Annotated in this window: 17 protein-coding genes, 3 tRNA genes and 1 riboswitch; of the genes, 2 read left to right on the forward strand and 18 right to left on the reverse strand. The window is 46.9% G+C overall.

What is annotated here, in order from left to right:
* Positions 1 to 112: 112 nt before the first annotated feature.
* From rpsR to CIB36_RS13255, 16 genes are all read right to left on the reverse strand, one after another.
* The gene (gene rpsR, locus CIB36_RS06490) at positions 113 to 346 is read right to left on the reverse strand and encodes a 30S ribosomal protein S18 (protein WP_093988708.1); all 234 of its coding nucleotides are present in this window, start codon (positions 344 to 346) and stop codon (positions 113 to 115) included.
* A 29-nt stretch (positions 347 to 375) separates the two neighbouring features.
* On the reverse strand, positions 376 to 819 hold the full coding sequence (locus CIB36_RS06495; protein WP_093988709.1) for a single-stranded DNA-binding protein: 444 nt from the start codon (positions 817 to 819) through the stop codon (positions 376 to 378).
* A 13-nt stretch (positions 820 to 832) separates the two neighbouring features.
* On the reverse strand, positions 833 to 1,135 hold the full coding sequence (gene rpsF / locus CIB36_RS06500) for a 30S ribosomal protein S6 (RefSeq protein ID WP_093988710.1): 303 nt from the start codon (positions 1,133 to 1,135) through the stop codon (positions 833 to 835).
* A gap of 99 nt (positions 1,136 to 1,234) precedes the next feature.
* A complete protein-coding gene (locus CIB36_RS06505; protein ID WP_158662604.1) occupies positions 1,235 to 2,245 on the reverse strand; it encodes an RING finger protein in 1,011 nt (336 codons plus the stop codon).
* 162 nt (positions 2,246 to 2,407) lie between these two features.
* The gene (gene phoU / locus CIB36_RS06510; protein WP_093988712.1) at positions 2,408 to 3,070 is read right to left on the reverse strand and encodes a phosphate signaling complex protein PhoU; all 663 of its coding nucleotides are present in this window, start codon (positions 3,068 to 3,070) and stop codon (positions 2,408 to 2,410) included.
* A gap of 19 nt (positions 3,071 to 3,089) precedes the next feature.
* Positions 3,090 to 3,866, reverse strand: coding sequence for a phosphate ABC transporter ATP-binding protein PstB (gene pstB / locus CIB36_RS06515; protein ID WP_178085657.1), 777 nt, complete (start codon positions 3,864 to 3,866; stop codon positions 3,090 to 3,092).
* Between the two features lie 5 nt (positions 3,867 to 3,871).
* A complete protein-coding gene (gene pstA / locus CIB36_RS06520) occupies positions 3,872 to 4,735 on the reverse strand; it encodes a phosphate ABC transporter permease PstA (RefSeq protein WP_093988713.1) in 864 nt (287 codons plus the stop codon).
* The gene (gene pstC / locus CIB36_RS06525) at positions 4,725 to 5,678 is read right to left on the reverse strand and encodes a phosphate ABC transporter permease subunit PstC (RefSeq protein ID WP_093988714.1); all 954 of its coding nucleotides are present in this window, start codon (positions 5,676 to 5,678) and stop codon (positions 4,725 to 4,727) included. Before pstC ends, pstA begins: the two co-directional genes overlap by 11 nt.
* A 129-nt stretch (positions 5,679 to 5,807) precedes the next feature.
* Complete coding sequence (locus CIB36_RS06530) at positions 5,808 to 6,692, reverse strand: phosphate ABC transporter substrate-binding protein (RefSeq protein WP_093988715.1); 885 nt, start codon at positions 6,690 to 6,692, stop codon at positions 5,808 to 5,810.
* A 393-nt stretch (positions 6,693 to 7,085) separates the two neighbouring features.
* Complete coding sequence (locus tag CIB36_RS06535; RefSeq protein WP_093988716.1) at positions 7,086 to 8,000, reverse strand: hypothetical protein; 915 nt, start codon at positions 7,998 to 8,000, stop codon at positions 7,086 to 7,088.
* 226 nt (positions 8,001 to 8,226) lie between these two features.
* Positions 8,227 to 8,973 (reverse strand): TraX family protein, encoded by a 747-nt coding sequence (locus CIB36_RS06540; RefSeq protein WP_093988717.1) that lies wholly within the window; start codon positions 8,971 to 8,973, stop codon positions 8,227 to 8,229.
* A gap of 76 nt (positions 8,974 to 9,049) precedes the next feature.
* Positions 9,050 to 9,126 (reverse strand) — tRNA-Val (locus CIB36_RS06545).
* An 11-nt stretch (positions 9,127 to 9,137) separates the two neighbouring features.
* Positions 9,138 to 9,214 (reverse strand) — tRNA-Val (locus CIB36_RS06550).
* A 51-nt stretch (positions 9,215 to 9,265) separates the two neighbouring features.
* Positions 9,266 to 9,342: transfer RNA gene (locus CIB36_RS06555), tRNA-Pro, on the reverse strand.
* A gap of 58 nt (positions 9,343 to 9,400) precedes the next feature.
* Positions 9,401 to 10,051: an endonuclease III gene (gene nth, locus CIB36_RS06560; RefSeq protein WP_093988718.1), complete on the reverse strand. Its 651-nt coding sequence runs from the start codon at positions 10,049 to 10,051 to the stop codon at positions 9,401 to 9,403.
* Positions 10,052 to 10,217: 166 nt separating this feature from the next.
* On the reverse strand, positions 10,218 to 10,394 hold the full coding sequence (locus CIB36_RS13255) for a hypothetical protein (protein ID WP_158662605.1): 177 nt from the start codon (positions 10,392 to 10,394) through the stop codon (positions 10,218 to 10,220).
* A gap of 73 nt (positions 10,395 to 10,467) precedes the next feature.
* A riboswitch (TPP riboswitch) is annotated at positions 10,468 to 10,571 on the forward strand.
* A 139-nt stretch (positions 10,572 to 10,710) separates the two neighbouring features.
* Between CIB36_RS13255 and CIB36_RS06565 the strand changes: the two genes are divergently transcribed.
* Together CIB36_RS06565 and thiW are read left to right on the forward strand one after the other, a co-directional pair.
* Complete coding sequence (locus CIB36_RS06565) at positions 10,711 to 11,325, forward strand: energy-coupled thiamine transporter ThiT (RefSeq protein WP_158662606.1); 615 nt, start codon at positions 10,711 to 10,713, stop codon at positions 11,323 to 11,325.
* Positions 11,326 to 11,349: 24 nt separating this feature from the next.
* The gene (thiW, locus tag CIB36_RS06570) at positions 11,350 to 11,898 is read left to right on the forward strand and encodes an energy coupling factor transporter S component ThiW (protein ID WP_093988720.1); all 549 of its coding nucleotides are present in this window, start codon (positions 11,350 to 11,352) and stop codon (positions 11,896 to 11,898) included.
* A 46-nt stretch (positions 11,899 to 11,944) separates the two neighbouring features.
* On the opposite strand, the gene CIB36_RS06575 is transcribed toward thiW, so the two are convergent.
* Positions 11,945 to 14,134 carry a sensor histidine kinase gene (locus tag CIB36_RS06575; protein WP_093988721.1) on the reverse strand — a complete coding sequence of 730 codons (2,190 nt, stop codon included), beginning with the start codon at positions 14,132 to 14,134 and terminating at the stop codon, positions 11,945 to 11,947.
* Positions 14,109 to 14,813 carry a response regulator transcription factor gene (locus CIB36_RS06580; protein ID WP_093988722.1) on the reverse strand — a complete coding sequence of 235 codons (705 nt, stop codon included), beginning with the start codon at positions 14,811 to 14,813 and terminating at the stop codon, positions 14,109 to 14,111. The genes CIB36_RS06575 and CIB36_RS06580 overlap by 26 nt, the downstream gene beginning before the upstream one ends.
* Positions 14,814 to 14,895 lie beyond the last annotated feature (82 nt).

Here is a 14,895-nt window from a genome sequence, read left to right on the forward strand (position 1 = left end):
TTTTTTGACATTTATATACGAATACACAAAAAGAAGGTCTAATTTTGTAAGGAGTTATACGAAAAATAAACAATAAAAAATCCCATACCTTACGGTACGGGATTTTCCAGTCTTATTCGCTTACATATGGCAGCAATGCAATGTGACGGGCACGTTTGATCGCTGTGGTCAACTGACGCTGATGACAAGCGCAAGTACCGGTAACACGTCTCGGAACGATTTTTCCTCTTTCCGAAAGGTATCTTCTCAGTTTTGCGATGTCTTTGTAATCGATCTCAGAAACTTTATCTACACAAAATGCGCATACTTTTTTACGGGTACGTTTCCCACGGTTGTTTCTTTCCATCTTTCAAGTACCTCCTTTACAAATCGGTTTTAAAACGGCAGGTCGCCGTCATCGGTATCCAGTTCCTCATAATCGTCCATGTTCCCAACAGAAAAGCCTGTCCCCTTTGCAGGTTCATCCATCTCAGTCGGCAACGGAAAATTTTGAGAGTTCGTTCTTTGTGCGTTCTTGCTTTCTGCAAAATGGATCTGATCCGCAACCACTTCTACAGCAGTGCGCTTGTTTCCATTTTTATCTTCGTAATTACGGGTTTGGATAGATCCCTCAACAACGATCATACTTCCCTTTTGGAAATATTTAGATACAAATTCCGCCTGCTGCCGCCAAGCGACAATGTCGATCCAGTCAGTCAGTTCCCGGTTATAGGTCCGGTTTACCGCAATGCGGAACGCAGTCACAGAGACGCCGTTCGGAGTTTGACGAAGTTCTGGATCAGCTACTAAGCGTCCCATTAAAATCGCCCTGTTCAACATAAAAAATCAACTCCTACTTTTCTTCTGATTTTGCAATGATCAAAGAACGAATTACGCCGTCAGTAATTTTATAAACACGGTCCAGTTCAGCCGGGAAATCCGGTTTGCTGGTAAAGTTGAACAATACATAGTAACCATCGTGTTCATAGTTGATCGCATAAGCAAGTCTGCGTTTGCCCCATTCGTCCACAGATTCCAAAGTAGCCTCTTTAGAGATCATGTCCGTAAATTTTGCGATCACGGCTTTGATACCATCTTCACCTAATTTTGTACTTAAAATGATGATCGATTCATAGCTCTGTTCTAATTTTGCCATTAAAAAGCACCTCCTTTTGGACTTTGGCCCTGCGCCGTAACGCAGAGCAAGGATAACAGAAATATTATACCCTTTTAAAAACTATCTGTCAAGTATTTTTTAAAGGCCAAACATCACCAGCAAAAAGGAGCTTGCCCCCACCAATACAAAATACCCGATCACACAAACGACGATCAGCTTGGAAGATATGGAGCCCTGTTTGGTCAGCGCTGCAACATAAGCGTCATGATCCGGGTACTCTTCCTGTATTTTTTTGATCTTCTGCATCGTGTAATTTTTGTACAGCCGGTTCGCCAAGATCCCGCAAACAAACCGCACCACCACCGACACCATAGACAGCGTATTCCCAAGCACTATCAACTGGTCGCTGTTAAACCATGCGGCCGCATTGGGGTCCAGTACCTTGCGGATCGTGTCAATATACATCAGCAAGCTCGGCGTACTCAGCGCAAACATCACGATCAAAAACAGGATTCCCCACAGGTACATTTTTCGGTACAAAAAATAAAACCCATGAAAAAACATTGCGGCAAAATTAAAAAACATCCCGCCGGTCTTGTCGCTCATCTGTTTGAATTTCGGGATAAAATACGGCGTATTCTGCCCCACAAAAATTGCTACGTCCCGCACCGGCACATCGTCGATCTTTTCATCCGGGTTTACTCCGCCGAAAGGAGTAGTAAACGGATTGTATTCCATCATCGGCGGCGGGGTCTGCATTCCCCTGCCAGCTGGATTTTCCGGTCCAATATTCACACCGGCATTGCCGTGATAATGATTTTTAGGGTCACGCGCGGGGTCATTGGGACTGGGCTGCTGCGTCGTGCGAAGCGGGTTGCCGCACACCTCGCAGAAAAGTCCCTGCGCCGGGTTTAACGCACCGCAGCGGCTGCACCGGTTCGGTTCGTCCTTTACATAGTTAGCCTGCGCCTTTTTAGGAGGCTCCCAGTTTTTCCCCAAAGCATGCAAATCCTGATGCACACACTGCTTTGTCTGTTCGATGCAGTGCTTGTGGTAAGGCGCTCCGCATTCCGGGCAGACAGCAACCGGTTCCCCGTTTTCGATCGGTTTATGGCAAATTGGGCAATCAACATCCTGATATTTTCCCATAGTATCCTCCATTGATAGAAAAAACTTTTCTATATTATTCTGGTATATTATATCACAACTGTTTGAAAGATACAAATACAAAGATGTAAATTTTTATGTTTCTATCGGGTCAAAAAAGAAACCACACCGTGAATTTCGCAGTGCAGTTTCTTTATAAACGCCTTATAGCAGCTTCGTGTGGTTGATCTCCCCTGTCAGACGAAATTCCAACCATTCGCAGATATTTACCGCATGGTCCCCGATCCGCTCCAGATATTTGGCGATCATCAAAAAGTCGATCCCGCTGTCTACCGGCGCGCCATCTGTTTTCAGGATTTTGATCACCTCGTCTTTTACCCGGTTAAACAGGTCGTCTACCACATCATCCCGTTTTTTCACCCGCTCGGCAAGCTCTAAATCAAGCTGTACAAACGCGGCGATCGCATCGTGGACCATTTGTTTGGTGTTCTTGGCCATGTCAGGGATATGCTGGATCACCGTATAGATGTGCGAGCCATCCATGTGGGTCAGAAGCTCCGCAATGTCGGCAGCCTGATCTCCGATTCGTTCCATATCAGTCACTACTTTCAATGCGGTGGATACAAACCGCAGATCAACCGCCACCGGCTGCTGGCGGAGCATCAGGCTGAGGCTTCGGGACTCAATGATCTTTTCCATATCGTTGATCTGGCGGTCGTGCTCCACGATCGTTTTCGCTAAGTCATAATCCTGCGTTTGGAACACAGTGATCGTGTTTTCGATCGCCTCCTCCACCAGGGTCCCCATTTTGATTAGATCTGTGTTTAACTGCTCCAGTTCATGGTCAAATGTCGGTCTTGCAGACATACTTTTCTCCCCCTCCCGATTATCCGAAGCGTCCGGTAATGTAATCTTCTGTACGTTGGTCCTTGGGCATGGAGAAGATCTGTTCCGTGGTGCCGAACTCGATCATCTCCCCTACCAGGAAAAACGCGGTATAATCCGCAATACGGGTGGCCTGCTGCATGTTGTGGGTAACGATCGCAACCGTATATTTGTGTTTTAATTCTTCCATCAATTCCTCGATCTTCAAAGTAGAGATCGGGTCCAGGGCAGAGGTCGGTTCATCCATCAAAAGCACTTCCGGTTCTACGGCAAGCGCTCTGGCAATGCAAAGGCGCTGCTGCTGTCCACCGGACAGACCAAGTGCGGATTTTTTTAAACGGTCCTTTACCTCGTCAAAAATCGCGGCGTCCCGCAGGCTCTTTTCCACGATCTCATCCAGCTTTACCTTGGAACGGATCCCATGGATTCTAGGACCGTAGGCGATATTGTCATATACGCTCATCGGGAACGGGTTCGGCTGCTGAAATACCATTCCGATTTTCTTCCTCAGCAGGGTGGTATCCACTTTTGGAGAATAAATGTCTTCCCCATCCAGCAGTACCGTCCCGTCGATCTTTACGTTGGGGATCAAGTCGTTCATCCGATTCAGGGTCTTTAAAAAGGTGGATTTTCCGCAGCCGGATGGCCCGATAAACGCCGTGATCTTATGTTCTGAGATGTCCATATTGACATCTTTGAGCGCATGGTTCGTCCCATAATGCAGGTTCAAATGCTCTACATGAATTTTTGTCTGCTGATTCACAGTTTTTTCCTCCATCTCAATTAGTCCCTCTTATTTACATCAAGCCTGCGGCTTAAAACTTTGGTCAAAAGATTGATCGCCAACACGATCACGATCAACACAAAAGCAATTCCAAACGCGTTGTCATACTGCGCCTTGGTCATGCTTAAATACATCTGAATGGTCAGCGTCCCGCCCGAAGACATCGGGTGGGTCAGCCAGTTGGTTGGCATCAAATAAGCGCTTCCGGCAGTAAATAAAAGAGCTGCGGATTCCCCGACGATTCTGCCGATCGAAAGGATCACCCCGGTCACGATCCCGGGCATGGCGCTGGGCAGAATGATCGTGCGGATCATATACCATTTGGTAGCCCCGATCCCTAAAGCACCGCTGCGGTAACTTTCCGGCACAGTTTTTAAAGCTTCCTGCGTGGTGCGGGTGATAATAGGCAGAATCATAATAGTGAGGGTCAGCGCGCCGCAGAGAATAGAATATCCAAGCTTTAAGAAATTCCCGAAGAAAACCATTCCAAACAAGCCGAAGATAATAGACGGGATCCCTGACAGGGTTTCTGTGGTAAATTCGATCATCCTTACCAGCCTACCGCCCTTGGAATATTCATTCAGATAAATCGCCGAGCCGATCCCGATCGGGGTGGCGATCAGCAGAGTAATGACAATGATATAAAGGGTATTGATGATATTAGGCAAAATCCCAAACGTGCCTTCCAAAGCGCTCTGCGCCGTGGAGATAAAATTCCAGTTGATGACTGGAAGCCCGCGGTAAATGACATAGCCGATAATGCCCACCAAAAGCAGCACCGCCAAAAACGCGCAGGCATAGATCAGCACCAAAAGCACCATATCGCCCGGGCGCTTTTTCTTAACATAAATACTATTTGTCATGCTTTGCGCCCCCCTTTTTTAAAATCGTGCTCAAAACGATGTTGATGATCATAATAAAGGCAAACAGCACCAGTCCGATCGTGAATAATACCTCCCGATGCAATCCGCCCGCATATCCCATTTCAGAAACGATCGCCGTTGTCAGCGTCCGGACCGAGTTGAACGGATACGGCAGGTTTACCGAGTTTCCGCATACGAATACGATCGCCATCGCCTCCCCCAGCGCACGGCCGATCCCCAAAACGATCCCGGTGATGATCCCAGATCTCGCCGCCGGAACGGTCACTTTAAAGATCGTCTGGATCTTGCTGGCCCCTAACGCTAAAGAGGAACTGCGGTACTGCTGCGGCACTGCTCGCAGGGAGGTTTCACTGATATTGATAACAGTCGGCAGGATCATGATCGCTAAGACCAGCACTGCGGAAAGCAGGTTCGCCCCGCCGGTAAACTGATGGTTGGGGGCATCTTTAAAGATCGCCTGCTCCAGCTTGTAGATGGCCGGATTGATCATCAAAACGCCAAGCAGTCCATAAATAACAGAGGGGATTCCGGCCAGCAGCTCTACAGCTGGACGCACTATGTTCGCCAATTTGGAATTTGCCACCTCCGACAGGAAAATGGCGGTCATTAACGCGATCGGCACCCCTATCAAAATAGCCAGCGTCGTACCGATAATGGAGGTCAAAATAATATATAAGATTCCAAAGCTCGGATCCTCGGCAGTCGGGGCCCAGGTCGTTCCAAACAAAATATCCAAAATCCCAACCTTAAAAAGTGCCGGCGCCCCGGAATAGATCATATAGATCGTAATGGCCAGTACAGCAACGATTGCCACGAATGCACAAACAATAAAAATAATATTCGCTGTGATCTCAATCGCAGATTTTGTCTTATGGCTTCCAATGATGGAAACCGGCTGATCCGCATTTCTGTGTAAGCTCATAGCAGTGATCTTCCTCCTCTTGGCCTATACCGCCAACAGTATCTTTTCCCGTTTCATAACAATATCCTCAAGAGTAGCAAATCTTGAGGATATTGTATCAGAATGTTTTTGTCAAAGTGTTTTGCTCTCTTATTTCGCAGAGATCAAGCCAACCTTTGCAATGATCTCCTGGCCCTTATCGGAGTTGATGTAGTCAAACAGCGCCTGAACGGCTTCGCTCTGTTCCGAAATTTCGCCTTTCGTAGCCATGACGAACGGACGGCTGAGGATATAGTCGCCGGATTTGATGTTCGCTTCATTTGCTTCCACACCGTTTACAGTAACTGCATTGACAGTATCATCAATAACGTCTAGGGAAACGTATCCGATCGCACCCGGGGTAGAAGCTACTTTTGCCATAACACCGCCGGTAGAATCAACTTCCTGCGCGTATTTGCAGGCGTCTTTCAGTTCCAGGATCTCTTCAAAAGCGCCGCGGGTACCGGAACCGGATTCCCGTCCAATTACAACGATCGCCTGATCGCTACCGCCTAAATCTTTCCAGTTGGTAACTTCCCCCTTGTAGATCTGGATCAGCTGTTCTTTGGTCAGGTCCGCAACGGTGTTGTTTTTATCAACTACAACTGCGATTCCGTCGATTGCAACGATGTTTTCCGCAACCCCGTTTGCTTTTTCCTCTTCGCTTAACGCTCTGGAAGAGTTCCCAATGTCAACCGTACCAGCTGTTACCGCTTCGATCCCTGCGCCGGAACCAGTGTATTCCGCAGTCGCCGCAGCGTTGTATTCAGCGTTGAATGCTTCTGTCAAAGCGGAGCAGAATTTTTCCATAGAGGTAGAACCAGACATTGTGATCTTCGCACCCTGTAAATCGGTGGCATTATCGCCGGAAGCCGTGTTGCTGGAACCGGAAGCCGGAGCAGAATTATTGTCCTCATTCTTTTCTCCGCAGCCGGCAAGCAGCCCTAATGATAATACAGCTGTTAAAGCAAAAATTCCTATTCTTCTTAATTTCATCGTAAATCCCATACCTTTCAAAGATTCATGTTTTCTTTTCTTTTTCTTGTTTGCTACGAGTATTATTATAAGGATTTCCGCAAAAGACAGAAAGCATGTTTGTGATAAATCCATGTTAAATGAATGTAAAGTACCAAAAAACCTTTTACTATGGGATTTAACGGCTTTATTTAAACGGAATTTTACATTTCTTTTCTTGTTTTCGCTTTGTTTTCAGGATATTTGTAAAGCCGTGTAAAGTAATTTTCTGCCTTTGGGGCAGCAACCATCGGCTGGAATTAACCTAAGTCTGCGTTCCTGTTTTCCTTCCACCGCTCATTTCCGTAATTTTTTATACGGCAAAAAACCACTATCGAATTTCTTCAATAGTGGTTAAAGATTTTATAAAAACTTTTATTCAAAAATGTCCTCGCCAAGAATATCTTCTATTTCATCCTCGGTTTTTTCAATTTCATCTTTTAGTTCCTGCTCTCCTTTTAAAAAGTCGCGGTCGTTCGCCGCAAATAATTTATCATAGCTTGCTTGTAAAGAGCTATCCTCGGACAAAAATGCGGAGGATTCAAACCCAAACAGGCCAGCCTCATTCGGGAATCCGGCAATAAAATCCCCGGGGCTTTCTTCGATATAAATCGAGATCAGCGTTCCGCTTTCACAATTTTCTAACGTGGCGAAAACCGAAGAACATTTAAGCATAAATTGGTCTGGATCTTCATCGCCCAGGGAAACATGAATCATGATATTCTGATCGTCTGTCTGATCCACTTCAGCGTCCGGAAAATTTTCCTTAACAGATTCTGCCCAAGGCTGTCCTTCTCTATTTTGAGAACTTTTGTTTTCTCCCGATTGATCAACAACGTTTTCCGGTTCTCCGTAAATTTCCCCGCCGATTGCCTGCGCATATTTTTCTACGGCCGAATGGTCAAATTGGCTGTTCAGCCTTAACAAAACACAATCACCGACGACCCGATAGCCAAAATCATCAAGAAAGGTGAACTCTGCTAAATATTCCGCACGTTCTATCGCCTTTTCTTTTGAGGAAAATATCTCTATACTCCCGCTTAAAGGCTGTTCTTTGGAATACTCTGATTCAATCGTAGAATCTGCAAAATTTCCTTTTTGAAGGTAAGCGTTTTTATCTCCCCCATTCGGATCATTTTTAGCGGTGTAAAGAATACTGTATTCAATCGGCAATCCCGCCTCTTTTAATTGATCGATCACAGACTGCACCGTTACCTTCGGTTCCCCGCACCCGGCAAAGCAAAGGCAGGCAATCAAAGCTGAAACCAAAAAAGCAGCCAACTTCTTCATCGTTATATCCCCCTAACAATTTTGTCAGCCTTACTATAGCATATTTTCCGATAGGGCTCAAGGAAAATCCACACAAGCCGCTACCGTTTGTATGGACATTTTAAATGAAATCCAGCATTTTCATTATCTGGTAACCTTTTGTTTTTTCGTTCAGTTTTCCGGTAATGAATCCAAAAAGACCCCATACGGCCCCTTTTTCCAGCCGGATTTCATGCATCAGTTTCATTTAAAGTGCAGAAATTCTGATCAATCCTAAAATAAGCAGGTGCACGGGATAAAACCCATAAAAAAACCATTTGGAAAAGTTTCTGCCCCATTTTCCCCGTTTTCCGTTATACAGGTAGACAATGCACACACCGGCTAAAATGATCCCTGCCATACTGCCCAACGCATACAACAAGCTAAGCGGCAAAGAAAACAGTGCCACCCGCCCGCTGAAGCTGAAAAGGCCAAACAATACGGCCGCTGTCAAAAAGGCAAGCTTCTGTTTTCTTTTAGACTGTCCCGCCCACCAAAATAACAGGGTGAACATAGGGGCCAGTAGCGGCCAGTCGCAGAAAGTGCTCAAAAAAGTGATCAGGATTACTGCAAATACCTTAACGACACTGTTTTTGATTTGCTCCAATGCCAACAGCATTAAAAAACACAGAAACAGGGTAAACATCATATTTAGTCCATAAAACGAGATCACCGCCCCTTTTGTCAGGGCTAGGCAGTAGGGGATTTCTGAAAGAAATGCAAATAATAACAGGCGGAGCGCATAATTTCTTTTGGATCGGGTGTAGCCATACCCTTCCACCAAAAAGAAACACATGGTAACAGCCGTAACATAGCCCAGATCTGTAAATACTTCATAAAGCAGGGCACCTGGAATCAGAAAAATATTGGCGATATGGTTTAGCAGCATCGCACCCATTGCAAGGTATTTTACAGCGTCCCGGCTGATTCCCCGGGCTGAAGCAGTTTGTTCCATCTTTACTCACCTGCCTTAAACATTTTTCGGGGATAAAAGAAAAGAACCGCCTATTTTAAGGCGATTCTTTGTATTTTGGTGAAGACGAGTGGACTTGAACCACCGACCCCCTGCATGTCAAGCAGGTACTCTAACCAGCTGAGCTACGCCTTCTTAAATCCGTTTGGTAGAGGCAGAGGGACTCGAACCCACGACCTCTCGCATGTGAAGCGAACGCTCTAACCAGCTGAGCTATGCCTCCAAACAGAAAACCTGTACATCCTTTTATCCTTGTAGGATATACAGGCTTTATTGGTCGAGGTGACGGGACTTGAACCCACGGCCTCTGCGTCCCGAACGCAGCGCTCTACCAAACTGAGCCACACCTCGATTTGCGTGTCCCTTACCGGAACCACGCATATTATTATACCGATTTTAAGAAGGCTTGTCAACCCTTTTTCGGGATTTTTTTCGTTTTATTTTTGCAGATCTCAAAAAGCGGGCAGCCATCGCATTTTGGAGAACGCGCCGTGCAGTATTCCCTGCCAAAATGGACCAAGCGGTGGCAAAAGTCCCCGCTTTCTTTAGGCGGCAGAATTTTTTGCAGCTGTTTTTCTACAGAAAGGGGCACTGTGGAGCCGTCTGTCAGCCCCAGCCGGCCACAGATACGGATGCAGTGGGTATCCGTCACGATCGAAGGCTTTCCGTATACATCCCCTACGATCAAATTTGCTGTTTTGCGCCCCACACCGGATAATTTCGTCAACTCTTCAATCGAATCCGGCACCACACCATGATAATCATCGATCAGCTGGTTGGTCATTTTAATAATATCCTTCGCCTTTGTTTTTCCCAATCCACAGGGACGGACGATCTCTTCGATCTGTTCAAATTCAGCATTTGCCAAAGATTCCAGCGTAGGGTATTTTTCAAATAGTACCTCGGTAACAATATTTACCCTAGCGTCTGTACACTGCGCGGAAAGGCGCGTTGCGATCAGCAGTTCATACGGATGCCGGTAGGTCAGAGAACAGACAGCCTCCGGATAAATCTCCTTTAATTTCTCAATCGCCAGCAGTGCCCGTTCTTTTTTCGTCATGACAAAACCCCCAGTTAATAAAAGTTAATTGATATGCTAATCCCCAAACGGCGGCGCCGCTAGGCAGGACAGAACCTCGTTCTGACAGCCGTTTTTCCGGGCGTTAAACGACCCGTTTCCCCGTTATGATACCCGCAAGCCCTCCGTGATAAAAACGGCGCCGCCGTTAGGCGGGAAAGAACCTCGTTCTGACAGCCGTTTTTCCGGGCGTTAAACGACCCGTTTCCCAGTTATGATGCCCGCAAGCCCTCCGTGATAAAAACGGCGGCGCCGCTAGGCGGGAAAGAACCTCGTTCTGGCAGCCGTTTTTCCGGGCGTTAAACGACCCGTTTAACGCTATCATACCACAAATCCCATTTTTTCGCAATGATACCTATGAAAGGCTTGACAAAGCTTCCCTCCCGTTTTATAATAAAAAACGAAATCAGGGGTGCCGATCATGGCTGAGAAAAAGCAAACGCTTTTAACCCTTTGTACCTGAGTGGATAATCCCAACGTAGGAAGATTACAATAGGAAGTAATTAGATTGACCCGGCCTTACCGGGGCATTGTGCGTATGAGGGGATTCTCTCATACGTTTTTTTATTGCTTCAAAATATGTTTTCGTTTCCCCAAGGTCTGATTTCAAATAAAATTTTTATTTGAAAGAGGTAATGTTTATGACCCAAAACAAGACAAAAAAACTGGTAGAATGCGGCCTGCTTTTCGCAATGTCGGTCATTCTGTCCTTCATTCACCTGCCCTCGCTCCCATATGGCGGATCGGTCACGCTTTGCAGCATGCTCCCCATCGTTTTGATCTCCTATCGTTACGGTGTGCCATGGGGATTGTTTTCCGGATTTGTTTTCAGCATTCTGCAAATGGCAATGGGGGTCTCCGCATTGCGTGCCTACACTCCGCTGATGATGATCGGCGTTATTTTGTTCGACTACCTGCTGGCCTTTACCGTACTGGGCCTTGGCGGGATCTTCCGCAACCGGTTCAAAAACCCTACGGCGGCATTGGCGTTAGGCTCTGCCCTTGCGCTGTTTCTGCGGTTTATCATGCACTTTATTTCCGGGTTTATCTTCTTTGGGGAATATGCCGAATGGTTCTTTACCCAGGATGGGATTTCCGGCTTCGGCGCCAAGGTGTTGGATACGTTTTCCGGCCCGGCGTTATATGCGCTTTACTCTTCTATTTACAACGCTACTTACATGATCCCGGAAATTATCATTACTGTGATCGTCGCTGTTATTTTATCCAGAGTTCCGGAAATCCAGAAAAAATTCTAAGCAAAGCAGAAAGGACTTTTCACAATGACCAATCAAAGAATCAAAAAGCTCGCCTTTGCGGCATTGCTGATCGCAGTGGGCGTGGTCTGCTCTTCATTTTCTATCCCGATCGGGGCTTCCAAGTGCCTGCCTACGCAGCATGCCATCAATGTCATTGCCGGCGTATTTTTAGGCCCGGTATACGGATGCGGCATGGCGTTCGTCACTTCCTTGATCCGTTTGCTGACAGGGACCGGAAGCGCGCTGGCTTTCCCCGGCAGCATGATCGGCGCATTGTTGTGCGGACTTGCTTTTAAATACGGAAAACGTCTTTGGTGCGCGTTCCTTGGCGAAGTGATCGGCACCGGGATCCTCGGCGCTTTGGCCGCCTATCCAGTCGCCGCCTTTTTACTGGGGCAGGAAGCGGCAGTCTTTGCCTATGTCGTTCCGTTTTTGATCAGCACAATCGGCGGTTCGATTTTATCTGTTGTTTTTATCAAAATCCTAGATAAAGCGCACGTTATGAGCATGATCCAAAACAGCTTGGGCACGGTAACTGTCCCTAAGAAAAAGCCCCAGCAGTCTAAAACATAATGCTATATAAAAAAGAGCGGTGCCGCCTAAGCGGCACCGCTCTTTTTTATATAGATTCCTCCGGCGGTTCGTTTTCTGATTCCGGCGGGTCCGGTAGTTTTTCCACGACCGGGAAAGTAACCATCGCCTTAAACTGGTCCCCGTCGATCTTAATGTCAAAGGCACCGCCGCATACCTCGGCAAAGCTTTTGGCAATAGACAGCCCAAGCCCGTTGCCCTCGGTAGTACGGGATTTATCCCCGCGCGAAAACCGTTCCAGGATTTCTTCCTCAGTAAACTCCATTTCATAAGCCGCTGTATTCTTCACGCTCACCGTCACCTCGTCCGGCGTCCGGGTCATTTGAATGAAGATCCTAGTGCCCTCCATGGAATACTTTAACGCATTGTCGATCAGGTTTTGGAACACCCGGTAAAGCTTCTGCCCATCCCCCTCGATGTAAACGGGTTCGTCTAAGAGGAATACCCTAAAGGTACGGTTGGACTGCTCGATCTTATCCTCCATGTCCCCCATGGTCTGTTCCAGCAGCTTACGGACTTCCAGTTGTTCTTTCACGACCTTTGCTTCCCCGCTGGTCGTTTTGGCAAGGTCAAAGACATCTGCTACCATATTTTTGAGGCGGTCAGATTTTTGCGCCAAAATATTCACATAATCCCTTGCCTCGTCATTCAGCTCTTCCTTTTGCAGCAGGTCGATATAGCTGATGATAGAGGTCAACGGCGTCTTCAAATCGTGGGACACATTGGTGATTAGTTCAATTTTGGTGCGCTCGCTCTTGATCTGGCTTTCAATATTTTTTTGGATCCCGCCCTGAATATCGTTTAAGTGCTCCGCGGTGTCTTTTAGCAGGGCTTTTTCGTCCAGTATTAAGCGACCCTCCAACCGTCCGTCCGCCATGTCATCGATTTGCCTGCAAAGCATCCCAACCTCTTCGTTGGCACGGGCGTACCCGTTGGCATACCACGCTAACAGCAACAACGCTAGGAACATACAAAGGAAAAGGAAGAAAAAGGCAACATCTCCGGCTCCCCAGCCATACATAGCTTCTCCCATCAGCATGGCAGTAATAAACCAAAGCAGGATTTCCCCCAGGACAAACACTAATTGACGGACAAACAGGCTACGCTGGAATTTATAATCTTTCCACCGTTCCCCGTTGAACAGCCCGGAAAAAGACCGTTTCAGATATTTGCAGCCTCTCCAAACCCAGCGGCAGAATTTACCGATCACAGACGATCTCCAGAAAATATGAACTTTCAATTTCCGCGCCAGGGACAGGAGGCAGAGCAGAACCACAGCGGTCACCGCCGCAATCCCGGTCCCAGCAAGGATCGCCATCAGCAACATGGAATTAGAAGCATTTATATCGCCATAATAATACTGCATGTAACTAAATTCCTGGTACTGTGCGTAAATGATTGTTCCATCCAAAATGACCGCTCCGGTCCCCAACAAAAGGATAACTTCGGTCCACAGCCGGTCAAAGAAGCAGATCTGCGCTTTTTCTTCCCCCACTTTTTTCCCGGTAACGGCAAGCAAAAAGATCAGGGAGAAAAGCATGATAACTCCGCATGTCAGCAAACACCACGATGCACCCAGCTGGCGCGTCCGTTCTGCGTTCCACAGCTTTTGGTTTTCTGTCAGCATATCCTGTGGATAGACGATCTTCATACTGATAAATTCCGGCGCACCTTCAAACTCGGGTGTATCCAAAGTCGGCGTTGGAACTCCTTTCCGGTTGCTGGAAAGTGTTCCCCCAGTATAAGAATAGGTCAGTCCACTGTTTGCAAGGGTAGAAAATTCCTCTTCGGTAATGTTCCCGATCGTTTTCTCTTTCCCATTGATCAGGTAAGTGGCTAAGTAGTTAAACGCCACTTCCTCTGTTTCCTCTAAAAAATAATTTCCGTGAAGATAGACCTCAATAAAATAACGGAAATTTTCCTCGCTATCCTCAAGGGCGTTTTCCTTTAGAAATCCCTGATACTGCTGGTTTGTTTCCCGTTCCTGATAATAGACCTTGTTTCTGACGCCAGCCATGTCGTCCAAGATTTTTGTCATCTGCACATCGCTGTTCACATATTCCTTGCACAAAATCGGTTCCAGGCCGTATTTCATTCCCGATGAAAAGCCCACCAATAAAACCGATTCCACACAAAGCGCAATGGATATGATAAACAGCAAAAAGCAACCGATCTTTGTTGCCCTGTGTCTGCTAAATCTTCTCCACTTTGTATCCAATTCCCCACACCACCTTTAAATATTTGGGTTCTTTTGGGTTGATTTCAATTTTTTCACGGATATGGCGGATATGCACCATGACAGTGTTTTCCACAGAATAAGCGTCCTCGTTCCACACACGGCGGTAGATCTCTTCCGCAGAAAACACCCGCCCTGCATTGCTCATCAAAAGCTCCAGGATCTTAAATTCTGTTGCCGTCAGCCTGACCGGTTCCCCGTCCACAGTCAGCTCCTTGGCGTCACTGTTAAGCGACAATCCGCCCACGCATACCATATGCGCCTTGTTCTGACCGCCGCCGATATCGCCCAGATGAATATACCGGCGAAGCTGGGATTTTACCCGCGCCATCAGCTCGGAGGAGTTAAACGGTTTCGTAACATAATCGTCAGCCCCCATTGACAAGCCGATCACCTTGTCACTATCCTCTGTTTTGGCAGACAGGATAATGATCGGGATATTCTTGCTTTCCCGGATCTTCATCGTGGCGGACAATCCATCCATTTTTGGCATCATCACATCCAAAATGATCAGCTGCACGCTTTGCGTCATCAAGAGATCCATTGCCTCCAGCCCATTGTATGCTTTCAGCACTTGATAACCCTCCAGCTCCAGCAGCTTAGCGATCGCCCTTACGATCTCGCGGTCGTCATCCACGACCAAAACACATGGTGTATCCATTTTTGAAATTCCCCTTTACTGTTCCCTTGATTTTATTATAAAGAACGTGTGTCGAGATTTTTTCGTGAAAAATCTTAACGAA

It is taken from the genome of Massiliimalia timonensis, from assembly GCF_900186585.1.
In the GTDB taxonomy this organism is placed as follows: Bacteria; Bacillota; Clostridia; order Oscillospirales; family Ruminococcaceae; genus Massiliimalia; species Massiliimalia timonensis.